Below are 21,061 nucleotides of genomic sequence, written 5' to 3' on the forward strand. Positions count from 1 at the left end.
GTTGGCCGGATGAGCACGTCCGCAACTTCTTCATCTTCTTCCGCCCAGCGTTTCGAGGCGCTGGCCGAGATCGCCAAGACCCTGGGCCATGCCCACCGGCTGGTCCTGCTGGAACACGTGGCCCAGGGCGAGCGCGCCGTGGAGCGGCTGTCCGAACTGTCCGGACTGAGCGTCGCCAATACGTCCCAGCATCTGCAGCATCTGCGTCGCGCCGGCCTGGTGCAGACGCGCCGCGACGGCAAGCGCGTGCTGTATCGGCTGGGCGATGGCCCCATCGCCGCGCTGCTGGCCGCCCTGGGCGCCTGCGCCGAGCATCAGCACGCCGAAATGCGCGAGGTCATCGCCGACAGCATCCACCAGCGGGAACGGCTGGACGGCGTGTCCATCACCGAGCTGGTCGGCATGTTGAAGGCCGAGAGCGTGACGTTGCTGGACGTGCGCCCGGCCGAGGAATTCGCGCTCGGCCACCTGCCCGGCGCGCTCAACATCCCCGCCGAGGAACTGGAGCGCCGCCTGGGCGACCTGCCGGCCGGCGCCGAGATCGTGGCCTATTGCCGCGGGCCGTACTGCGTGTTGTCCAGCGAGGCGGTGACAGCGCTGCGGGCCCGCGGCATGCAGGCCCGCAGGCTGGAGGCCGGCTTCCCCGAATGGAAGGCCGCCGGCCTGCGGGTGGAGTCGCCCGACTAAGGCTTGTACTGCGTGACGCTCAGCACCGGCCCTTCGGCGCCGCTGGCCGGATCGAACTCGCAGATATCGAGCGACACGCCCGCTGTCGTGTAGCCGTAGGTTGCAACCTGTTTGGCGCGCGTGAACAGGTACTGGCTCGACGGCGTGTCCAGCTGGTCGATGACCGCGCCGGTGCCCAGGTGCAGGTTGCGCACGCGGAACCAGCCCGTACCCGATTGCGGCGGATTCCAGCGGACCGACACGTCTTCCGACGGCTGCCATTGCACGGTCGGGGCAGACGGCGGCGCCATTGTCGCCCAGGCCGGCGGCGCGTCGGCCAGGTCGCCGTCCAGCGCCATCATCCGGCCCATTTCTTCGGCCGCCGCGTGGTAGGCCGAGGGCACCGGGTGCACCCAGCCGATCTGCGGCATTTCGTTCCAGTAGTCGTAGGCGAAGGCCGCGCCCGGCACCCAGGTGCCCACGTATATCGCCGGATCGGCGCGCGCCACGTTCACCAGCGCGTCGCGCACGGCCTTGTATTGCAGCGCCGTGCCTTCGCGCGGCGGAATCCCGTAGTACGCGCGCAGATGCGGTTGCAGCCACAGCTTGAGCTGGGGGTTGCCGCCGTAGCCGCGCACCGTGGCGTGGATCGCCGTCAGCGCCGTGGCGGCCGCCGCGAGGATGGCGTCGCGCTGCGCCGGGTACTGGAAGATGGTGTCCGGCTCCACGCCGCCCGACCACATCATGTGCGTGAGCGGCACGCCCAGCGCCGCGATGCGCGGCTGGATGGCGAGCAGGTTGGGGCCGGGCGCCGATTGCGTGTCGTCCCACCAGTAGCTGGTGCTGTTCAGCAAGTCCGCGCTGGTGCGCGACAGGTGCGAGCCGCCGACCGTCAGGTTCACCGGCAGGATCTGCGCGATATGCAGGCCGGCCGCCTGCGCCATGGCGCGACGCAGCGTGGCGGCGGCGACGCTGGACTTGCGGCCCGCGACGCCGGTGGTGCCGGGATTGCCCAGGTCCGACAGATCGGAAAAGTAGCCGCCCGTGTACGACGTGCCGGCCATGCCGACCACGGCCTGCGCCCAGCTGTTGTCCTGCATCGCCATGCCGGCGGACAGGGCCGAGGGATCGCTTTCATAGCCGTTGGCCGCCACTTCGGTCACGCGCCACGCCAGGTAGGCGGGCGGGAAACCGAAATCGGCCACGCTATCGTCGACGGGGTAGAAGCAGTGAGCCTGACCGCCGGGCACCTCATAGCGGCGCAACACTTGCGCGCCCATGCCGTCCAGGATCTCGACGCGGTATTTCGCCACCGCCACCGACGCGGCGCTGGCGCGTTGCCAGTCCAGCCGCGCGTCGCCCCAGCTGTTGACGCGCGCGTTCAACGCCGTCGGCGGCAGGGCGGGCTCCACGCCGCCGATGCGCTGGATCAGCGCTGCGTCCAGGTAGTTGGGGCCGTCGAAGACGTGCACCGGATCCAGGTGCGCATAGGCCTGCAGCTGCGCTTGGTATTCGGCCGCCGTGGCGGGAATGAAGTAGGCGCCGCCGGGCGTGGGATTCGGACGGAAGGCCTCGGCGATCATTTCGGTCTTCGGGTGTCGCGCGCGGATCAGGTCGAAGCGGGCCAGCGCCTGCTGCGGCGTCGCGCCGTGTGCGCCCACGCCGTCCTGGAACAGGATGGTCACGTCCTGCGGGATGAATGAGTCCAGCCATTGCGCGGCGGCCGCGTCGTCGACGCCGGCGCCGTAGTAGACCGACACGTACAGGGGGCGCGGCAGCTTCGACCAGATGGCGCCGAAGTCGGCGGGCGCGGCGGTGTAGGTGGGATCGATCTCCACCGGGAAGTAGAAGCCGGCGGCGTTGGACGGGTATGACAGCGTGCCAAACTTCTGCGCCAGGTCGGCCAGTTCGTGGATGCGGGCGCGGGCCTGGGTCTCGTCGGACAGGCCCGGCGTGCCGATGATCATGCGCCGCGCCCAGGGCCGGGTGGCGATGTCCGCCAGGTCCAGCTGGCTGCCGTGCAGCGGCAGCCAGGGATTGGGGATGAAGGAGCTGCCATTGACGGCCACCCATTGGAAGATCGTCGTGCCCACGCCCAGCCTGTCCCATTGGCGGCGGACGTCCACGTTGGACGTCCATGTTTGCCAGAACATGGACGCGGCCCGGGGCGCGGGAACGGAGGTAGAAGGAACGGAAGTGCGGGTCTGCATGAGAGCCTCGTTCGGATGAGGGAAAGGAACATGCCCGTCCGCCGTGCCGACGCGCGTGAGGACGCGGTCGGGTTGGGAGGTCGCGGCGGGAGGAGTCCGCGGCCCGCGACGCAAAAAAGCCCGCGTGCGTGGTCGCAGGCGGGCGATGTCGGGACGGAAGGAGGGCAGGGAGTGGCGCGCAAGGGCGCCGTGACGGGCCAGGCGCAAGACGCAATGGCCCCGAGGAATTGTCTCACCGGCGCTCGCAGATCATGCCGGCCGCATGTCGCACCGGGTGCTTGGCGCGCCGTGCGTATCGCAGGGCATGCCGCGCGACGGGCGGGCGCCCGCCATGTTCCGCTACGGCACGCCGGGGCCACAAGGCTAACGGGCTCCCGAAGGAGCCCGTTGCCTCATTCCGGCTGGCGCCGGAACACGCTCAGATGTGCGTGATGTACTTCGTGACCAGGTAGCCGTCGAAGGTTTCCAGGCCGCCTTCGCTGCCGATGCCGCTGTCCTTGATGCCGCCGAACGGCGTCTCGGCCAGCGCGCTGCCGAAGTGGTTGATGTTGACCATGCCGGCTTCCAGGCCGTTGGAGACCTTGGTGGCGGTCTTCAGCGAATTGGTGAAGACGTAGGACGACAGGCCGAACGGCAGGCTGTTGGCGCGCTTGAGCACTTCGTCGGTGTCGCTGAAGCGCACCACCGGCGCCACCGGGCCGAAGGGTTCCTCGGTCATCAGCATGGCGTTGTCGGGCAGGTCCGTGACCACGGTGGGGGCGAAGAAGAAGCCCTTGCGGTCCAGCGCGCCGCCGCCCACGACGACCTTGCCGCCGTGCTTCTGGGCGTCCTCGACGAAGGCCGCCATGGCCGGCACGCGGCGCTCGTGCGCCAGCGGGCCCATGTCGGTGCCGGCTTCCAGGCCATCGCCGACCTTGACGTTCTTCAGCACGTCGGTGAAGCGCGCCAGGAACTGCTCGTAGGCGCCGTTCTGCACGTAGAAGCGGGTGGGCGACACGCAGACCTGGCCTGCGTTACGGATCTTGAACTTGGCCAGCATCTCGGCGGCGCGGTCGATGTCGGCGTCGTCGAACACCAGCACCGGCGAGTGGCCGCCCAGTTCCATGGTGACGCGCTTCATGTGCGCGCCGGCCAGCGCGGCCAGCTGCTTGCCCACCGGCACCGAGCCGGTGAAGGACACCTTGCGCACGATGGGCGAGCGGATCAGGTAGTCGGAGATCTTGGCGGGTTCGCCCCAGACGATGTTCAGGCAGCCCTTGGGCAGGCCGGCCTCATGGAACATGCGCGCGATCGCCATGACGGCGGACGGCGAATCCTCGGGACCCTTGAGCACCACGGTGCAGCCCGCGCCCAGCGCGGCGGCGATCTTGCGGATGGCCTGGTTGTAGGGGAAGTTCCAGGGCGTGAAGGCAGCGCACACGCCGATGGGCTCGCGCACCACGATCTGGCGCACGTCCGGGTTGCGCGGCGGGATTACGCGGCCGTAGATGCGGCGGCATTCCTCGGCGTGCCAATCGGCGTGCTCGGCGCAGGACGAGACTTCACCCACGGCCTCGGCCAGCGGCTTGCCCTGGTCCAGGGTCATGTTGCGGCCGATTTCCTTGGCGCGCTCGCGCGACAGCTGGGCGACCTTGCGCAGGATGGCGGAACGGTCCATGGGAGAAGATTTCTTCCAGGACTCGAAGGCGCGCTGGGCCGCGGCGAGCGCGCGGTCCAGGTCGGCTTCGGTGGCGTGGGGCAGCTGGCCCAGCACTTCGAGCGTGGCCGGGTTGATGACGTCCTGGGTGCGCCTGCCCTCGCCGGCGAGGAATTCGCCGTCGATATACAGCGCCAACTGTTCATACATGCCTGTCGTTCCTTGCGAAATGGGTGGGGGCGTGAAATGTGTCCGTGCCAGTCTAAACCAGCTTGTACGACAAGGGGAGGACCAGTTTCGCGCGGCGGACTGGGGCCAATCCGTGCTTTCCAACCCTTGCGCCGCCACGGGCGGGTGGACACAATGAGGGCACCATTGGCTGTCCGGACCCGATATCCACCGTGCAACCCGTCGACAAGAATCCGTCCAGCATCTACTCCCGGATTTTTTTCCGCTTCATCGATTGGCTGCGCCATCGCATCGCTCTGTCGTCACTGGTAGGCGACCATCCCATCTTCGACAACAGCCAGTTTCCGTGGGTCTCGGCCCTGGAGGCGCAGACCCCCGCCATCCGCGCCGAGTTGCTGGAACTCCTTTCAGAGCGCGATCATCTTCCGTCTTTTCACGAGATTTCCCCCGATGTCGGCATGATCACGTCGGACAATCAGTGGAAGACCTTCGTCTTCATGGGCTACGGCCTGCGGTCGGACCGCAACCTGCGGCGCTGTCCGGCCACCGCTCGGGCGCTGGCCGACATTCCCGGCCTGCGCACCGCCTTTTTCTCGATCCTGGAGCCAGGCAAGCGCATTCCGTTGCACACCGGTCCCTACAACGGGGTACTGCGACTGCATCTGGGCCTGGTCGTGCCGGACCCCGCCGAGCAGTGCTGGATCGAGGTCGGCGGCCAGCGTTACAGCTGGCGCGAGGGCCAGGCAGTGGTGTTCGACGATCTGTATCCCCACCAGGTCCATAACGACACCGATGGCGTGCGCGCCGTCCTGTTCGTGGATTTCGAGCGGCCATGCCGCGCGCCGGTGAGGTGGCTGAACCGCCTGGTGCTGATGGCGGCGCCGTTTACCGACGAGATCCGCCGGGGCAAGGTCAACCACGATGCCTGGGAACGGGGCTACTACGGCAAGAAGCAGGGGCGCGGCTGAATGCCCGGGAGCTGGCCCGCAAGAGCCGGGTTCGTGGGCTGGCCAAGGGCCCGGGCGGCGTGGTTAGTTTTCCACAGGCGCCACCGGGGGAATGCGCAATATTTCAACAAAGCACTTGCATGCGGATTCCAGGCGCGATAGAATGGTCAGCTTTCCCAGATTGTCGATTTGCCTGCCGGCTCGATATCGGGTGTTGCTCTGGTAGCGAACAGCTACGGAGCGATGCGCGCAAAGGCAGGAACTTCGCGAAAAGGGCCAGGAAGGGAACCTCGGGGATGAGCCCCGGTCATACCGACCCAGCCGGAACGCGAAGCAGGCAAGTCAGGCGTGTTGGGGGAATACCCGCAGGATTTCAACCCAGGGTCGTTGCGTTGCAAGCCGTCGATTGCGCAGTGTGCAGACACAGCCAACTCGGCGCCAAAGCAGGGCAATTGACCTGACGGGACCAAAACTGGCAGGAATTGCAGAGTTCCTAGGGGGAAAACCCCGGGAAAACCGTATTTCCAGTTAAGTTGGAACAGGAAAAATCATGATCCAAATGCAGACCACGCTGGACGTGGCCGATAACACTGGTGCGCGTCACGTCATGTGCATTAAGGTGCTCGGTGGCTCCAAGCGCCGTTATGCCGGCATCGGCGACATCATCAAGGTGAGCGTCAAGGATGCGGCCCCGCGCGGACGCGTCAAGAAAGGCGAAATTTACAATGCCGTGGTGGTTCGTACCGCCAAGGGCGTGCGCCGTAAGGACGGTTCGCTGATCCGTTTCGGTGGCAATGCCGCCGTGTTGCTCAACGCCAAGCTGGAGCCCATCGGCACCCGCATCTTCGGACCCGTTACGCGTGAACTGCGTACCGAGAAGTTCATGAAGATCGTGTCGCTGGCCCCGGAAGTGCTGTAAGGAGCCCCGCGATGAACAACATCCGTAAAGGCGACGAAGTCATCGTCCTGACCGGTCGCGACAAGAAGCGTCGCGGCACCGTGCTGGCCCGCGTCGATGCCGACCACGTCCTGGTCGAAGGCGTCAACGTCGTCAAGAAGCACATGAAAGCCAACCCGATGGCCAACAACCCGGGCGGAATCGTCGAAAAGACCATGCCGATCCACATCTCGAACGTCGCGCTGTTCAACCCGGCCACCGGCCGTGGCGATCGCGTTGGCGTCCAAGAAGTCGACGGTCGCAAGGTCCGCGTGTTCCGTTCCAATGGTGCCGTTGTCGGCGCCAAGGCGTAAGGGGCGACAGACATGTCTCGTTTGCAAGATTTCTACAAGAGCAAGGTCGCTGGCGACCTGCAAGCCAAGTTTGGCTACAAGAGCGTGATGGAAGTGCCCCGCATCACCAAGATCACCCTGAACATGGGTGTCTCGGAAGCGGTCTCCGATAAGAAAGTTATCGAGCACGCCGTCTCGGACCTGACCAAGATCGCTGGCCAAAAGCCCGTGGTGACGAAGACCAAGAAGGCTATCGCCGGCTTCAAGATCCGCGAAAACTACCCGATCGGTTGCATGGTCACGCTGCGCGGTCAACGCATGTACGAATTCCTGGATCGCCTGGTGGCGGTTGCGCTGCCTCGCGTGCGCGACTTCCGCGGTATCTCGGGTCGCGCGTTCGACGGCCGTGGCAACTACAACATCGGGGTGAAAGAGCAGATCATTTTCCCCGAAATCGAGTACGACAAGATCGACGCGCTGCGTGGGCTGAACATCAGCATCACCACCACCGCGAAGACCGACGAAGAAGCCAAGGCGCTGCTGACCGCCTTCAGCTTCCCGTTCCGTAACTAAGGGGCTGATGACGTGGCTAAACTTTCCCTCATCAATCGCGACATCAAGCGCGCCAAGCTGGCTGACAAGTTCGCCGCCAAGCGCGCTGAGTTGAAGTCGATCATCGACGACCAGTCGAAGACCGACGAAGAACGTTACCAAGCTCGGCTCAAGCTGCAACAGCTGCCGCGCAATGCCAACCCGACGCGTCAACGTAACCGTTGCGTGGTCACCGGTCGTCCGCGCGGCGTGTTCCGCAAGTTCGGCCTGACCCGCCACAAACTGCGTGAAATGGCGATGAAGGGTGAAATCCCCGGCATCACCAAGGCCAGCTGGTAGGAGAAAGAATATGAGCATGAGCGATCCCATCGCCGATATGCTGACCCGCATTCGCAATGCGCAGCAAGTGGACAAAGTTACGGTGAGCATGCCCTCCTCGAAGCTGAAGGCGGCTATCGCCGGCGTGCTGAAGGACGAAGGCTACATCGACGGCTTCGAAGTCAAGGGCACCCAGGCCAAGCCTGAGCTCGAGATCACCCTGAAGTACTACGCTGGCCGTCCGGTCATCGAGCGCATCGAACGCGTTTCGCGTCCCGGCCTGCGCATCTACAAGGGCCGCACCAGCATTCCTCAGGTCATGAACGGCCTGGGCGTGGCTATCGTGTCGACCTCGCGTGGCGTCATGACGGACCGCAAGGCCCGCGCCAATGGCGTCGGCGGCGAAGTGCTGTGCTACGTGGCCTAAGGAGAAATTCGAATGTCACGTATCGCTAAATATCCGGTCGAACTGCCGAAGGGTGTTGAAGCCAGCATCCAGCAGGATCAGATCACCGTCAAGGGCCCGCTGGGCACCTTGACCCAAGCCCTGACTGGCGACGTCGCGGTCGCGTTGGACAACGGCAAGCTGACGTTTGTCGCCGCCAACGAAACCCGCCACGCCAACGCCATGTCGGGTACCGTGCGCGCGCTGGTGGCCAACATGGTCAACGGCGTGAGCAAGGGCTTCGAGCGCAAGCTGACCCTGGTGGGCGTGGGTTACCGCGCCTCGATCCAAGGCGACGCCGTTAAGCTGCAGCTCGGTTTCTCGCACGACGTTCTGCACAAGTTGCCGGCCGGCATCAAGGCCGAATGCCCCACCCAGACGGAAATCGTCATCAAGGGCTCCAACAAGCAGGTCGTCGGCCAGGTGGCCGCTGAACTCCGCGCGTACCGCGAACCCGAACCCTACAAGGGCAAGGGCGTGCGTTACTCGGACGAACGCGTCGTCATCAAAGAAACCAAGAAGAAATAACGGCGCACGCAAGGACGAATCATGGACAAAAAAGTTTCCCGTTTGCGTCGTGCGGTTCCGACCCGCCGGAAGATCACCGAGCTGCGCGTTCATCGCCTCTCGATTTTCCGCTCGAACCAGCACATCTACGCCAACATCATTTCGCCGGAAGGCGATCGCGTTCTGGTCAGCGCCTCGACGGTGGAAGCCGAAGTGCGTGCGCAGCTGGCTGGCCAAACCGGCCAAGGCGGCAACAAGGCCGCCGCCACGCTGGTTGGCAAGCGCGTGGCCGAAAAGGCCAAGGCTGCCGGTATCGAACTGGTCGCTTTCGATCGCTCGGGCTTTCGTTACCATGGCCGCGTGAAAGCGCTGGCCGACGCCGCGCGTGAAGCCGGCCTGAAGTTCTAAGCGAGGATCTGTCAAATGGCTAAAGTACAAGGCAAGAACGCCGCGGAAAAAGAGAACGATGACGGCCTGCGCGAGAAGATGATCGCGGTCAACCGCGTCAGCAAGGTCGTGAAGGGTGGTCGCACCATGAGCTTCGCCGCGCTGACCGTGGTTGGCGATGGCGACGGCCGCGTCGGCATGGGCAAGGGCAAGGCGCGTGAAGTGCCGGTGTCGGTCCAGAAGGCGATGGAACAGGCCCGCCGCGGCATGTTCAAGGTTGCGCTGAAGAACGGCACGCTGCACCACACCGTGGTCGGCAAGCATGGCGCCGCCACCGTGCTGATTTCGCCCGCTGCTGAAGGTACCGGCGTCATCGCCGGCGGCCCGATGCGCGCTATTTTCGAAGTGATGGGTGTGCGTAACGTGGTTGCCAAGAGCCTGGGCTCGAGCAACCCCTACAACATGGTTCGCGCCACGTTGAATGGCCTGCGCGCCTCCCTGACCCCGGCGGATGTTGCTGCCAAGCGCGGCAAGACCGTCGAAGAGATCCTGGGGTAAATCATGGCTCAGAAGCAGATCAAAGTGACCCTCGTGCGCTCCGTGATCGGTACCAAGCAATCGCACCGTGACACGGTTCGCGGTCTGGGCTTGGGCCGTATCAACAGCAGCCGCGTGCTGGTCGATACGCCCGAGGTGCGTGGGATGATCCGTAAGGTGGATTATCTCGTTTCCGTCTCGGAAGCCTAAGGAATCACCATGTCGGATATGCAACTCAATACGCTGAAGCCCGCTGAGGGCAGCAAGCACGCCAAGCGCCGCGTCGGCCGTGGCATCGGTTCGGGTCTGGGTAAGACCGCCGGCCGTGGTCACAAGGGTCAGAAGTCGCGCTCGGGCGGTTTCCATAAGGTTGGCTTCGAAGGCGGTCAGATGCCGCTGCAGCGTCGCCTGCCCAAGCGCGGTTTCACGCCGCTGGGCCAGCACCTGTACGCCGAAGTGCGTCTGTCGGAACTGCAAGCCGTGCCCGTCGACGAAATCGACGTGCAAGTGCTGAAGGCCGCTGGCGTGATTGGCCAGGCGGTTCGTTTCGCCAAGGTCATCAAGTCGGGTGAAATCTCGCGCAAGGTTGTGCTCAAGGGCATTTCCGCGACGGCCGGCGCTCGCGCCGCCATCGAAGCCGCGGGCGGCTCGCTTGCCTGATCACGAGGTGACGAGTGGCTAACGCGCAGGCATTGGGCAAAACCGGAGCACGGTACGGCGACCTAAAGCGCCGCCTCGTGTTCCTGGTGCTCGCCCTGGTGGTTTACCGTTTGGGTACACACATCCCCGTGCCGGGCATCAACCCGGATGCGCTGGCGGACCTGTTCCGCCAGAACCAGGGCGGGATCCTGGGCCTGTTCAACATGTTCTCGGGCGGGGCGCTCTCGCGCTTCTCGATTTTTGCCCTGGGGATCATGCCGTACATTTCGGCATCCATCATCATGCAGCTGATGTCTGTGGTGGTGCCGTCGCTGGAAGCGCTCAAGAAAGAGGGCGAGGCCGGTCGTCGGAAGATCACCCAATACACCCGCTACGGCACGGTCGTGCTGGCGCTGGTGCAGGCTGTGGGCATTTCGGTTGCGCTTGAGTCCCAGCAGGGACTGGTGATCGATCCGGGCATGCTGTTCCGCTTCACGACCGTTGTGACCCTGGTCACCGGCACCATGTTCGTCATGTGGCTGGGTGAGCAGATCACGGAACGCGGTCTGGGTAACGGGATTTCGATCCTGATCTTCGCCGGTATCGTTGCGGGCCTGCCCGCCGCGTTGGCCGCGCTGCTGGATCTGGTTCGCACCAACTCGATGTCTGTGCTGTCTGCGCTGTTCATCGTGGCTCTGGTGGTGCTGGTGACCGCTTTTGTGGTGTTCGTGGAACGCGGACAGCGCAAGATCACGGTCAACTACGCCAAGCGCCAAGTCGGCAACAAGGTCTACGGCGGGCAAAGCTCGCACCTGCCCTTGAAGCTGAACATGGCTGGGGTGATTCCGCCGATCTTCGCGTCGTCGATCATCCTGTTCCCGGCCACGATCACGAGCTGGTTTTCCAGCAGCGAGAACATGCGCTGGCTTAGCGACCTGGCTGCGGCCCTGTCGCCTCGTCAACCGCTCTACATCACGCTGTACTCGGTCGCGATTATTTTCTTCTGCTTTTTCTACACGGCTCTGGTGTTCAACAGCCGCGAAACGGCGGACAACCTGAAGAAGAGCGGCGCATTCGTTCCGGGCATCCGTCCGGGTGAACAAACGGCGCGCTACATCGACAAGATCCTGATGCGTTTGACGCTCGCAGGTGCCATCTACATCACGTTGGTGTGCCTGTTGCCGGAATTCTTGGTGATGCGCTGGAATGTGCCCTTCTACTTCGGTGGTACGTCCCTGCTGATCATTGTGGTGGTGACGATGGATTTCATGGCGCAGGTTCAGGCCTACATGATGTCTCACCAGTACGACTCGTTGCTCAAGAAGGCTAACTTCAAGGGCGCGGGTTTGCCGATGCGGTAAGCAAAAGAATGTCCAAGGACGACGTCATTCAGATGCAAGGCGAGGTTCTCGAGAACCTCCCTAACGCGACATTTCGCGTCAAGCTCGAAAACGGCCACGTGGTGTTGGGCCATATTTCCGGCAAGATGCGTATGCATTACATCCGGATCCTGCCGGGTGACAAGGTCACAGTGGAGCTCACGCCCTATGACCTGACGCGGGCCAGGATTGTGTTCCGCTCCAAGTGAGCGGATACGGATTACGGAAAATTAGGAGTCAACCATGAAAGTAATGGCATCGGTTAAGCGGATCTGCCGCAACTGCAAAGTTATCAAACGTCACGGCGTCGTGCGTGTCATCTGCACCGACCCGCGTCACAAGCAGCGTCAAGGCTAACCCGGGTTAGCGACTACGCAACGGATTTATTCAAGGAACAGTCATGGCCCGTATTGCTGGCATTAACATTCCGCCGCAACAGCACGCCGAGATCGGCCTGACCGCCATTTTTGGCATCGGTCGTACCCGCGCTCGCAAGATTTGCGAATCGGCGAACGTCCCGTTTGACAAAAAGGTCAAGGATCTGACCGACGCTGAACTGGAACGCGTCCGCGAACACGTTGGTTTGTTCACGGTTGAAGGCGACCTGCGTCGTGAAGTGCAGCTCTCGATCAAGCGTTTGATCGACCTGGGAACCTACCGCGGCATGCGCCACAAGCGCGGCCTGCCCGTGCGCGGCCAGCGCACTCGCACCAACGCTCGCACCCGCAAGGGACCGCGTCGTGCTGCTGCGTCCCTGAAGAAATAATCGAGGAACTGGATTATGGCGAAAGCTTCCACCAGCGGCGCTTCGCGCGTGCGCAAAAAGGTCAAGAAGAACGTCTCGGACGGCATCGCGCACGTTCACGCTTCGTTCAACAACACCATCATCACCATCACCGATCGTCAGGGCAACGCGCTGTCGTGGGCCACGTCGGGCGGTGCTGGCTTCAAGGGCTCGCGTAAGTCGACCCCGTTCGCCGCGCAGGTCGCCGCTGAAACGGCTGGCCGCGTTGCGCTGGAATACGGCATCAAGACGCTGGAAGTGCGCATCAAGGGCCCCGGCCCCGGCCGTGAATCGTCGGTCCGCGCCCTGAACGCGCTGGGCATCAAGATCTCGAGCATCGCCGACATCACGCCCGTTCCGCACAACGGCTGCCGTCCGCCGAAGCGTCGTCGTATCTAAAGGGAATCCACATGGCACGTTATATTGGACCCAAATGCAAGCTCTCGCGCCGCGAGGGTACTGACCTGTTCCTGAAGAGCGCCCGCCGCTCGCTGGATTCCAAGTGCAAGCTGGATTCCAAGCCTGGCCAACACGGCCGCACTTCGGGCGCCCGCACTTCCGACTACGGCCTGCAGCTGCGCGAAAAGCAAAAGCTCAAGCGCATGTACGGCGTGCTGGAAAAGCAATTCCGCAAGTACTTCGCTGAAGCCGAGCGTCGCCGTGGCAACACCGGCGAAACGCTGATCCAGCTGCTGGAATCGCGCCTGGACAACGTCGTCTACCGCATGGGCTTCGGCTCGACCCGCGCCGAAGCTCGCCAGCTGGTGAGCCACCGCGCCGTCGAACTGAACGGCCACACCGCCGACATCGCCTCGATGCTGGTCAAGGCTGGCGACGTCATCACGATCCGCGAAAAGGCCAAGAAGCAAGGCCGTATCAAGGAATCGCTCGACCTGGCCAACAGCATCGGCATCCCCCAGTGGGTGGAAGTCGACGCCGCCAAGATGACCGGCACGTTCAAGTCGGCCCCCGATCGCGCTGACGTCGCTCGCGACATCAACGAATCGATGGTCGTGGAACTGTACTCGCGTTAATCGCCGGCCTGGAGCCGCCACGCGCCACCTTCGCAGGCGCTCGGCGGTTCCCTGCGACACGTCTGCAAGTCCCGCAGCAGCCCGCTACGCCGTTTTCGGCGCAGCGGGCTTTGCGGTAGTAAAGGGCCGCATTCTTCGCGCCCCGTTTTTCACGTTTCACCCTGTCCATCAGCCTTATCGGTGTAACGAGCCGAGGGTATTGAAAAGGAACAAAATCGATGTCCACTCAAGGTTTCCTGAAGCCGCGCTCCATTGAAGTCGAACCGGTCGGCACCCACCATGCCAAGATCGTGATGGAGCCGTTCGAGCGTGGCTACGGTCACACGCTGGGCAACGCCCTGCGCCGCATCCTGCTGTCCTCGATGACCGGCTACGCGCCGACCGAAGTGCAGATGACCGGCGTGGTGCACGAATACTCGACCATCCCGGGCGTTCGCGAAGATGTCGTCGACATCCTGCTGAACCTGAAGGGCGTGGTCTTCAAGCTGCACAACCGCGACGAAGTCACCCTGGTCCTGCGCAAGACCGGCGCCGGCACCGTGCTGGCCAGCGACATCGAGCTGCCGCACGACGTCGAGATCATCAATCCCGGCCACGCCATCTGCAACCTGACGGATGCCGGCAAGCTGGAAATGCAGATCAAGGTCGAAAAGGGCCGCGGCTACGTGCCGGGCAACGTGCGCGCGCTGTCGGAAGACCGCACCCACACCATCGGCCGCATCGTGCTGGATGCGTCGTTCAGCCCGGTTCGTCGCGTCAGCTACGCCGTTGAAAGCGCTCGCGTGGAACAGCGCACCGACCTGGACAAGCTGGTCCTGGACATCGAAACCAACGGCGTGATCTCGCCCGAGGAAGCGGTGCGCCAGTCGGCCCGCATCCTGATGGACCAGATCTCGGTCTTCGCCGCCCTGGAAGGCGCTGGCGACTCCTACGAAGCCCCGGTCCGCGGCACGCCGCAGATCGACCCGGTCCTGCTGCGTCCGGTCGACGACCTGGAACTGACCGTGCGTTCGGCCAACTGCCTGAAGGCCGAAAACATCTACTACATCGGCGACCTGATCCAGCGTACCGAGAACGAACTGCTCAAGACCCCGAACCTGGGTCGCAAGTCGCTCAACGAGATCAAGGAAGTGCTGGCCGCACGCGGCCTGACGCTGGGCATGAAGCTCGAAAACTGGCCCCCGCTGGGCCTGGAGCGTCCCTAAGCATCACCCGGGCGGCGCGCCGCGAGGCACGCTGCCCGCAACGCCCGGCCGATTGGCCGGGCGATTTGCAAAGCCGTCGTAAAATGCACCGTTTTTCACCGGACCGCGGCCTGATTGCAGGTTGATAGAAGAGCCGGCAACCCGATGGCGGAAACGCCGTCTTTAGATTCAAAGGAAACTTATCATGCGTCACGGTAATGGCTTGCGTAAGCTCAACCGCACCAGCAGTCACCGTCTTGCCATGTTCCGCAACATGGCCGTTTCGCTGATCACTCACGAAGCGATCAAGACCACGCTGCCGAAGGCGAAAGAATTGCGCCGCGTCATCGAACCCCTGATCACGCTGGGCAAGGAGCCCACGCTCGCGAACAAGCGTCTGGCTTTTGCCCGTCTGCGCGATCGCGACGCCGTGGTGAAGCTGTTCGCCGAAATCGGTCCGCGCTACGCGAACCGCAACGGCGGCTACACCCGCGTGCTGAAGATGGGCTTCCGTCAAGGCGACAACGCTCCCATGGCTTTCATGGAGCTGGTCGACCGTCCGGAAGTCGATGAAGCCGCTGAAGACAGCGCCGCCGAATAAGTTGTAGGCGGTAGCGATAAGCGACAAGGGCAGGTCTTCGGACCTGCCCTTGTTTTTTGTGCGCGGCGATACGCGCCGCCCTTCAGCCGGCGCGCGCCGGCTCGCCGTGCAATTCGCCGCGCAGTTGGGCGGCGGTCGCCGCCAGTTCCTCTTGCGGGGCCTGCGGCGGCATGGTGAAGGTGAGGTCCTTCTGCACGATGTACTGCGTCGACGTCACGTCCTGCGGGTCGTGCATGGGGATCACATGGGCGTGGGCGTGTGCCACGTGGATGCCGGTGAAGGCAAAGCCCACCCGGTCCACGCCATACAGGCGCTTCATGTGCCGTCCCAGCTTCTGCCCCAGGTTCAGGATGTGGCCGGCCAGGTCCGCCGGCATGTCCTCGAAATAGGGATAGTGCTGCTTGGGAATGATGAGCGTGTGGCCGGGCCGCACCGGCTGGATGTCCAGGAACGCCAGCAGGCGGTCATCCTCGTGCAGGATGTGGGCGGGAATCTCGCGGCGGGCGATGCGGCAGAACAGGCAATTGTCGGACATGCGGGCCTCTGTTTGATCATGAGCAGACGAGCATGAGGGCACGGGCATCCGGCGGCGCCGGACGGCTGCGGCAATATCGATAAAATACCCCGAGTTACATCCCGCAAGGGTATTCCCTGGAGGCTGCATGTTGCGCGACGACGACGTGGTGCTGATCATCAGCAATGCGCCCGACCTGCTGTTGGCGAAACGGATCGCGCACGTGCTGGTCGAAGACGGCCTGGCGGCCTGCGTGAACCTCGGCGCGCCGGGCCTGTCCATCTACATGTGGCAAGGCGAGGTGGAAGGGGCCGAGGAAGTGCCCATCCACATCAAGACCACCTACGCGCGCCATGCGGCGGTCGTTGCCGCGCTGGCGCAGATGCATCCCTACGACGTGCCCGAAATCATCGTGCTGCCCGTGATCGGCGGCGCGGCGCCCTACCTGGACTGGGTGCGCGAACAGACGGCCGTCGTGCAGAACAAGAGAGACTGATGTTGCAATTTGCCGGTATGGCTGGCGGCCGCGCCCTGCGCCCGTCCAGGACGGATCTTGCCAGGCGGCTGTTCGCGCTGCTGGCCCTGGCGCTGCTGTGGCTGGGCTGGAACGCCACCGCGCGCGCCGAGGCCGAATTCCTGGATCCTGAAAAGGCCTTCGTCTTCAGCGCCGCCATGAGCGCGCCGGACTCCGTCGAACTGCGCTACCGTGTCGCGCCCGGCTACTACATGTACCGCGAGCGCTTCGGCATCACCATCAGTCCATACGGCGCGGCCACGCTGGGCGAGGCCGTCTATCCGAAAGGCGAGGTGAAGTACGACCCCACGTTCGAGAAGGACATGGAGGTCTACCACCAGGACGTGATCGTGCGCGTGCCGGTGCAACCCGGCGGCCAGGCCTTCACGCTGACGGCCACCTCGCAAGGCTGCGCCGACGCTGGCCTGTGCTATCCGCCGATGGACCACAGCGTGAAGCTGACCCCCGTGCAGGGCGGCTACGCCGTCGCGGGCGGCGCGCTGGCCGGCGCCGGCGCGGCGGCATCGGCCGGCGCATCCGCCGGCGGCCTGGGCGGCCTGCTGAGCGCGGGCGACACCGGGCTGGCCGACGCGCTGGGCGGACTGGGCTGGGCCAAGACCGCCGGCGTGTTCCTGGTGCTGGGCCTGCTGCTGGCCTTCACGCCCTGCGTGCTGCCGATGATCCCGATCCTGTCGTCCATCGTGGTGGGCGGCACGGCCCCCGGCGCCAAGCCCGCGCGCGGACGCGGACTGGGCCTGGCCGCCACCTACGTGCTGGGCATGTCCGTCGTGTATACGGCGCTGGGCGTGGCCGCCGGCCTGAGCGGCGCGGGCCTGGCCGCCTGGCTGCAGACGCCCTGGATCCTGAGCCTGTTCGCCGCGTTGCTGACGGTGCTGGCGCTGGCCATGTTCGACGTGTTCACTTTCCAGATGCCGTCCGGCATCCAGGCGCGCCTGTCGGAGCGCTCGTCGCGCATTCCAGGCGGACGCTACACCGGCGCGCTGCTGATGGGCGCGCTGTCGGCGCTGATCGTCGGGCCCTGCGTGGCCGCGCCGCTGGCCGGCGCGCTGTTGTACATCTCGCAGACCGGCGACGTGGTGCTGGGCGGTTCCGCCCTGTTCGCGATGGCCTGGGGCATGGGCGTGCCGCTGCTGATTGTGGGTGCCTCGTCGGGCGCGCTGCTGCCCAAGGCCGGCCCGTGGATGGACGGCGTCAAGCGCCTGTTCGGCATGCTGCTGCTGGCCACGGCATGGTGGATGCTGATTCCGGTGGTGCCGACCTGGGTGCAGATGACGGGCTGGGCCTTCCTGGCTATCGTGGCCGCCGTGATGCTGCGCGCCTTCGATGCGCTGCCGGCCGGCGCCGGCGCGGGCCGCATGTTCGGCAAGGGCCTGGGCCTGCTGCTGGCGCTGGCCGCGGCGGCCTGGCTGGTCGGCGCCGCGAGCGGCAGCCGCGACGTGCTGCAGCCCTTGGGCCATCTGGCCGGCGGCGCCGCCGCCACGCCGGGCGCGGCAAGTGCTGGCGAGGCGCACTTCAAGCGCGTGCGCACCATCGCCGAGCTGGATGCCGCGCTGGCGCAAAGCCGCCAGCCGGTGATGCTGGACTTCTACGCCGACTGGTGCGTGTCGTGCCGCGAGATGGAGCGCTTCACTTTCACCGATCCCGGCGTCGCGCAACGCATGGGACAGATGCTGCTGTTGCAGGCCGACGTGACCGCCAACAATGCCGATGACCGGGCGCTGCTCAAGCGCTTCCGCCTGTTCGGCCCGCCGGGCATCATGTTCTTCGAACCCGGCGGCAAGGAGCTGCCGGATGCGCGCGTCGTGGGCTTTCAGGATGCCAAGCGCTTCACTGAATCGCTGGATCGCGTGCTGACGCGCTGAATGCCGCCTGCCGCAAGCTTGCGCACGCGGCAGCTTCGGACCACGTCATGCCGCAAGGGCCGCGCCTGTCATGCGCGGCCCTTGCGCTTTCAGGACTGCCGCGTCGCGCGCGCGTCCACGTTCTGCCAGCCCAGCTCGGCCGACACCGCATCGGCGCAGCGCTTGATGTCCGCGACCAGCGGGCTGTTCCAGCGCGCGTCGAACACGCCGGCCGCGCCGATCGCGGTGATCACCAGCACCACGTTGCCATTGGAGTCGAACACCGGCGCGCTCAGGCCGTTGATGCCGGGGATGGGATCGCCCACCGCGCGCGCGACGCCGCGCTGGCGCACCTCGCGCAGCGACTGCTCGAACTTCTCGGTATGGCTCAGCGTGGGCACCGCGCCCAGGCGCAGGAAGTCCTCGTGCAGCAGGCTTTCGATCTTCTTGGGTGGCAGCAGCGCCGCGAACACCTTGCCGGTGGCGGTGTTGGTCAGCGACATGACCGTGCCGGTGCGCATGTTCACGTGGATCGGGTAGTTGGATTCGTGCAGGTGCACGATGACCGGCCCCAGGTTGCCCAGCACCGCGATGGCGATGGTCTGCCCGGTGCGCTCGGCCAGCTCGCGCGTCATGGGCACGGCGATCTTGATGGGGTCGAGCCGGTGCAGCGCCGCCAGGCCCAGCTGCAAGGCCAGCGGCCCCAGTTCGTAGTGGCCGGAGGCGGGATCCTGGCGCACCAGGCCCAGCGTGCCATAGCTGACCAGGTAGGCGTGGGCGTTGGCGCCGGACATGCCGGCGGCCTTGGCCAGCGCGCCCAGCGGCAAGGGAGAGGAGTGTTCCAGCAAGGCCAGCAGCAGCTTGCCGCCGACTTCGATGGACTGGATGCCGCGGCGCCGGGGCGCGGCGGCCTGCGCGCCCGCGGGCGCCTGGCGTTTGCCGGAAGAGGTGTGGGCTACCATTTTGCTTTGTCGAACTCAGTTGTCTATGTTGGTAGTTTCGCTAATAGCGAACAGTATTGACATTATCGAACCGTCTGTCTACAGTCGCAACCATAACAAGGCCCGTCCGTTTCGAGCGGATGCGGGCCAGCCCCGGCGGGGCGATAAGTGGGTATGGAGACAACGTGGAAGATACTCGGCAATACGACTGCGACGTGCTGGTCGTGGGATCGGGCGCGTCCGGAATGGCCGCGGCCATCACCGCGGCCAGCGCCGGATTGAAGGTCCTGATCATCGAAAAGGAGCCGCGCTTTGGCGGCTCCACGGCCCGCTCCGGCGGCTGGCTCTGGATACCCGGCACCGCGCTGGCGCGCGTGCAGGGCATCCATGAAACGCCCGACGAGGCCCGCGCCTACCTGCGCCACGAGGCCGGCGACAGCTACAACGGCGAGCGCGTCGACGCCTTCCTGGCGCACGGCCCGGAAGCGGTGGACTTCTTCACCGCCAATACCGAAGTGCAGTTCGACATGCCGCTGGTGTTCCCCGACTATCACGCGGAAGCCGCCGGCGGAAAGCAGGGCGGACGCTCGATGGTGGCGCGCCCCTACGACGGCCGCAAGCTGGGCGCGCACGTCAAGGACCTGGCGCCCGCGCTGCCCGAGCTGACCGTGTTCGGCATGATGCTGGGCTCGGGCAAGGAAATCGTGCACTTCATGCGCGCCACGCGTTCGCTGGCCTCGGCCTGGTACGTGGCCAAGCGCCTGTCGCGCCATTTCCTGGACGTGCTCAAGCATGGCCGGGGCATGACGCTGACCAACGGCAATGCGCTGGCGGGCCGGCTGGCGGCCAGCGCCTTCAAGCTGGGCATACCGCTGTGGCTGAACGCGCCGGCCAAGTCGCTGATCATCGAGGACGGCGTGGTGAAAGGCGCTGTGGTGCAGCGCGATGGCGCATCGGTGCGCGTGCGCGCCGCGCGCGCCGTGGTGCTGGCGGCGGGCGGCTTTCCTTACGATATCGAGCGGCGCAAGCAGCTCTACGCCCACGCGCCCACCGGCGTCGAGCATTATTCGCCGTCGCCCTCGGGCAATACCGGCGACGGCCTGCGCCTGGCCGAGAGCGCGGGCGGCAGCGTGAACACCAGCCTGCCCAACGCCGCGGCCTGGGTGCCGGTGTCGGTGGTCACGCGCAAGGACGGCAGTCCCGGCTACATGCCGCACTTCATCGACCGCGCCAAGCCCGGCGTCATCGCCGTCACGCGCAACGGCCGCCGCTTCACCAACGAGGGCGCGTCGTATCACGACTTCGTGCAGGACATGGTGCGCGCCTGCCAGGACGGCGGCGAGATCTGCGCCTGGCTGGTCTGCGACCACAAGACGCTGCGCAAGTACGGCCTGGGCAGCGCCGCGCCGTTCCCGATGCCGATCAAGCGCTATCTGCAGACCGGCTACCTGCTGCGCGGCTCCAGCGTCGCCGAGCTGGCGCAACGCGCCGGCATCGATGCCGGCAGCCTGCGCCAGACGGTGGAAGCCTTCAACGCCGAAGCGCGGCTGGGCCGCGATCCGCTCCACGGCAAGGGCAGCAAGGCCTACAACCGTTACCAGGGCGATGCGCTGCACGGCCCCAATCCCTGCGTGGCGCCCATCGAACAGGGACCGTACTACGCGATCAAGGTCATGATCGGCGACATCGGCACCTTCGCCGGCCTGAAGGTCGACGCCGAGGGGCGCGTGACCGATGCCGGCGGCGCGGCCATCGATGGCCTGTACGCGGTGGGCAACGACGCCTGCAGCATCATGGGCGGCAACTATCCCGGCGCGGGCATCACGCTGGGCCCGGCGCTGACCTTCGGCTATATCGCCGGCCGCAGCATCGCCGGCCAGCTGGCGAACCGCAAGACCGCGCGCGCCGCGCAAGCCGAGGCCCAAGCATGAGCCGGGCCGCCAGGCGCGCGACGCGCGCGCCCCGCATCCGCTGAACGCGACGGA

27 protein-coding genes are annotated in these 21,061 nt (G+C 65.4%); 23 read left to right on the plus strand and 4 right to left on the minus strand.

Going from position 1 to position 21,061, the window contains the following annotated elements; genetic code table 11:
- The first annotated feature begins 9 nt into the window (after positions 1-9).
- A complete protein-coding gene (locus tag AC6LJ5_RS00615; RefSeq protein WP_498139564.1) occupies positions 10-687 on the plus strand; it encodes an ArsR/SmtB family transcription factor in 678 nt (225 codons plus the stop codon).
- On the opposite strand, the gene AC6LJ5_RS00620 is transcribed toward AC6LJ5_RS00615, so the two are convergent.
- Both AC6LJ5_RS00620 and AC6LJ5_RS00625 read right to left on the minus strand, forming a co-directional pair.
- Positions 684-2,819 (minus strand): alpha-amylase family protein, encoded by a 2,136-nt coding sequence (locus tag AC6LJ5_RS00620; protein WP_498139565.1) that lies wholly within the window; start codon positions 2,817-2,819, stop codon positions 684-686. The genes AC6LJ5_RS00615 and AC6LJ5_RS00620 overlap by 4 nt on opposite strands.
- Before the next feature lie 475 nt (positions 2,820-3,294).
- On the minus strand, positions 3,295-4,722 hold the full coding sequence (locus AC6LJ5_RS00625; protein WP_103271728.1) for an NAD-dependent succinate-semialdehyde dehydrogenase: 1,428 nt from the start codon (positions 4,720-4,722) through the stop codon (positions 3,295-3,297).
- Between the two features lie 191 nt (positions 4,723-4,913).
- Here AC6LJ5_RS00625 and AC6LJ5_RS00630 point away from each other — a divergent pair, with 191 nt between their 5' ends.
- The 19 genes from AC6LJ5_RS00630 to rplQ all read left to right on the plus strand — a co-directional run bounded on the left by AC6LJ5_RS00630 (position 4,914) and on the right by rplQ (position 15,245).
- Positions 4,914-5,669 carry an aspartyl/asparaginyl beta-hydroxylase domain-containing protein gene (locus tag AC6LJ5_RS00630; protein WP_392412411.1) on the plus strand — a complete coding sequence of 252 codons (756 nt, stop codon included), beginning with the start codon at positions 4,914-4,916 and terminating at the stop codon, positions 5,667-5,669.
- Positions 5,670-6,198: 529 nt separating this feature from the next.
- Entirely contained in the window at positions 6,199-6,567 is a 369-nt protein-coding gene (gene rplN / locus AC6LJ5_RS00635; RefSeq protein ID WP_006216531.1) for a 50S ribosomal protein L14, read from the plus strand.
- An 11-nt stretch (positions 6,568-6,578) separates the two neighbouring features.
- Positions 6,579-6,899: a 50S ribosomal protein L24 gene (gene rplX, locus AC6LJ5_RS00640; RefSeq protein ID WP_103271726.1), complete on the plus strand. Its 321-nt coding sequence runs from the start codon at positions 6,579-6,581 to the stop codon at positions 6,897-6,899.
- A 12-nt stretch (positions 6,900-6,911) separates the two neighbouring features.
- Positions 6,912-7,451, plus strand: coding sequence for a 50S ribosomal protein L5 (gene rplE, locus AC6LJ5_RS00645; RefSeq protein WP_103271725.1), 540 nt, complete (start codon positions 6,912-6,914; stop codon positions 7,449-7,451).
- Positions 7,452-7,463: 12 nt separating this feature from the next.
- The gene (gene rpsN, locus AC6LJ5_RS00650) at positions 7,464-7,769 is read left to right on the plus strand and encodes a 30S ribosomal protein S14 (protein ID WP_006227037.1); all 306 of its coding nucleotides are present in this window, start codon (positions 7,464-7,466) and stop codon (positions 7,767-7,769) included.
- A 10-nt stretch (positions 7,770-7,779) separates the two neighbouring features.
- Positions 7,780-8,175, plus strand: coding sequence for a 30S ribosomal protein S8 (gene rpsH, locus AC6LJ5_RS00655; protein WP_103271724.1), 396 nt, complete (start codon positions 7,780-7,782; stop codon positions 8,173-8,175).
- Positions 8,176-8,187: 12 nt separating this feature from the next.
- The gene (gene rplF / locus AC6LJ5_RS00660) at positions 8,188-8,721 is read left to right on the plus strand and encodes a 50S ribosomal protein L6 (protein WP_103271723.1); all 534 of its coding nucleotides are present in this window, start codon (positions 8,188-8,190) and stop codon (positions 8,719-8,721) included.
- Between the two features lie 21 nt (positions 8,722-8,742).
- Positions 8,743-9,108, plus strand: a complete 366-nt coding sequence (gene rplR / locus AC6LJ5_RS00665; RefSeq protein WP_212316366.1) for a 50S ribosomal protein L18 — start codon at positions 8,743-8,745, stop codon at positions 9,106-9,108.
- A 15-nt stretch (positions 9,109-9,123) separates the two neighbouring features.
- Positions 9,124-9,645, plus strand: coding sequence for a 30S ribosomal protein S5 (gene rpsE / locus AC6LJ5_RS00670; protein ID WP_006389628.1), 522 nt, complete (start codon positions 9,124-9,126; stop codon positions 9,643-9,645).
- Between the two features lie 3 nt (positions 9,646-9,648).
- Complete coding sequence (gene rpmD / locus AC6LJ5_RS00675; protein ID WP_006216520.1) at positions 9,649-9,834, plus strand: 50S ribosomal protein L30; 186 nt, start codon at positions 9,649-9,651, stop codon at positions 9,832-9,834.
- 9 nt (positions 9,835-9,843) lie between these two features.
- Positions 9,844-10,284, plus strand: coding sequence for a 50S ribosomal protein L15 (gene rplO / locus AC6LJ5_RS00680; RefSeq protein WP_103271721.1), 441 nt, complete (start codon positions 9,844-9,846; stop codon positions 10,282-10,284).
- 14 nt (positions 10,285-10,298) lie between these two features.
- Positions 10,299-11,624, plus strand: a complete 1,326-nt coding sequence (secY, locus tag AC6LJ5_RS00685; RefSeq protein WP_103271720.1) for a preprotein translocase subunit SecY — start codon at positions 10,299-10,301, stop codon at positions 11,622-11,624.
- Between the two features lie 8 nt (positions 11,625-11,632).
- Positions 11,633-11,851, plus strand: a complete 219-nt coding sequence (gene infA, locus AC6LJ5_RS00690) for a translation initiation factor IF-1 (protein ID WP_003806927.1) — start codon at positions 11,633-11,635, stop codon at positions 11,849-11,851.
- Positions 11,852-11,885: 34 nt separating this feature from the next.
- Positions 11,886-11,999, plus strand: coding sequence for a 50S ribosomal protein L36 (rpmJ, locus tag AC6LJ5_RS00695; protein ID WP_003806928.1), 114 nt, complete (start codon positions 11,886-11,888; stop codon positions 11,997-11,999).
- A 43-nt stretch (positions 12,000-12,042) separates the two neighbouring features.
- The gene (gene rpsM / locus AC6LJ5_RS00700; protein ID WP_103271719.1) at positions 12,043-12,408 is read left to right on the plus strand and encodes a 30S ribosomal protein S13; all 366 of its coding nucleotides are present in this window, start codon (positions 12,043-12,045) and stop codon (positions 12,406-12,408) included.
- Between the two features lie 15 nt (positions 12,409-12,423).
- Entirely contained in the window at positions 12,424-12,825 is a 402-nt protein-coding gene (gene rpsK / locus AC6LJ5_RS00705) for a 30S ribosomal protein S11 (RefSeq protein WP_006216516.1), read from the plus strand.
- A gap of 11 nt (positions 12,826-12,836) precedes the next feature.
- Positions 12,837-13,460 (plus strand): 30S ribosomal protein S4, encoded by a 624-nt coding sequence (gene rpsD / locus AC6LJ5_RS00710; RefSeq protein WP_212316374.1) that lies wholly within the window; start codon positions 12,837-12,839, stop codon positions 13,458-13,460.
- A 218-nt stretch (positions 13,461-13,678) separates the two neighbouring features.
- Positions 13,679-14,665, plus strand: coding sequence for a DNA-directed RNA polymerase subunit alpha (locus tag AC6LJ5_RS00715; protein WP_006216514.1), 987 nt, complete (start codon positions 13,679-13,681; stop codon positions 14,663-14,665).
- Between the two features lie 184 nt (positions 14,666-14,849).
- Complete coding sequence (gene rplQ, locus AC6LJ5_RS00720) at positions 14,850-15,245, plus strand: 50S ribosomal protein L17 (RefSeq protein WP_103271717.1); 396 nt, start codon at positions 14,850-14,852, stop codon at positions 15,243-15,245.
- An 82-nt stretch (positions 15,246-15,327) separates the two neighbouring features.
- Here the strand turns inward: rplQ and AC6LJ5_RS00725 are convergent, their stop codons facing one another.
- Positions 15,328-15,780, minus strand: a complete 453-nt coding sequence (locus AC6LJ5_RS00725; protein ID WP_212316376.1) for an HIT family protein — start codon at positions 15,778-15,780, stop codon at positions 15,328-15,330.
- A 127-nt stretch (positions 15,781-15,907) separates the two neighbouring features.
- On the opposite strand from AC6LJ5_RS00725, the gene cutA reads away from it, so the two are divergent.
- The gene (gene cutA / locus AC6LJ5_RS00730; RefSeq protein WP_103271715.1) at positions 15,908-16,255 is read left to right on the plus strand and encodes a divalent-cation tolerance protein CutA; all 348 of its coding nucleotides are present in this window, start codon (positions 15,908-15,910) and stop codon (positions 16,253-16,255) included.
- Positions 16,255-18,156, plus strand: coding sequence for a protein-disulfide reductase DsbD (dsbD, locus tag AC6LJ5_RS00735; protein WP_498139566.1), 1,902 nt, complete (start codon positions 16,255-16,257; stop codon positions 18,154-18,156). The genes cutA and dsbD overlap by 1 nt, the downstream gene beginning before the upstream one ends.
- An 89-nt stretch (positions 18,157-18,245) precedes the next feature.
- On the opposite strand, the gene AC6LJ5_RS00740 is transcribed toward dsbD, so the two are convergent.
- Entirely contained in the window at positions 18,246-19,097 is an 852-nt protein-coding gene (locus tag AC6LJ5_RS00740; protein WP_103271713.1) for an IclR family transcriptional regulator, read from the minus strand.
- Positions 19,098-19,261: 164 nt separating this feature from the next.
- On the opposite strand from AC6LJ5_RS00740, the gene AC6LJ5_RS00745 reads away from it, so the two are divergent.
- Positions 19,262-21,007 carry an FAD-dependent oxidoreductase gene (locus tag AC6LJ5_RS00745; RefSeq protein ID WP_498139567.1) on the plus strand — a complete coding sequence of 582 codons (1,746 nt, stop codon included), beginning with the start codon at positions 19,262-19,264 and terminating at the stop codon, positions 21,005-21,007.
- The last annotated feature ends 54 nt before the right edge of the window (positions 21,008-21,061 follow it).

It is taken from the genome of Achromobacter sp. 1011791174 (assembly GCF_059760925.1).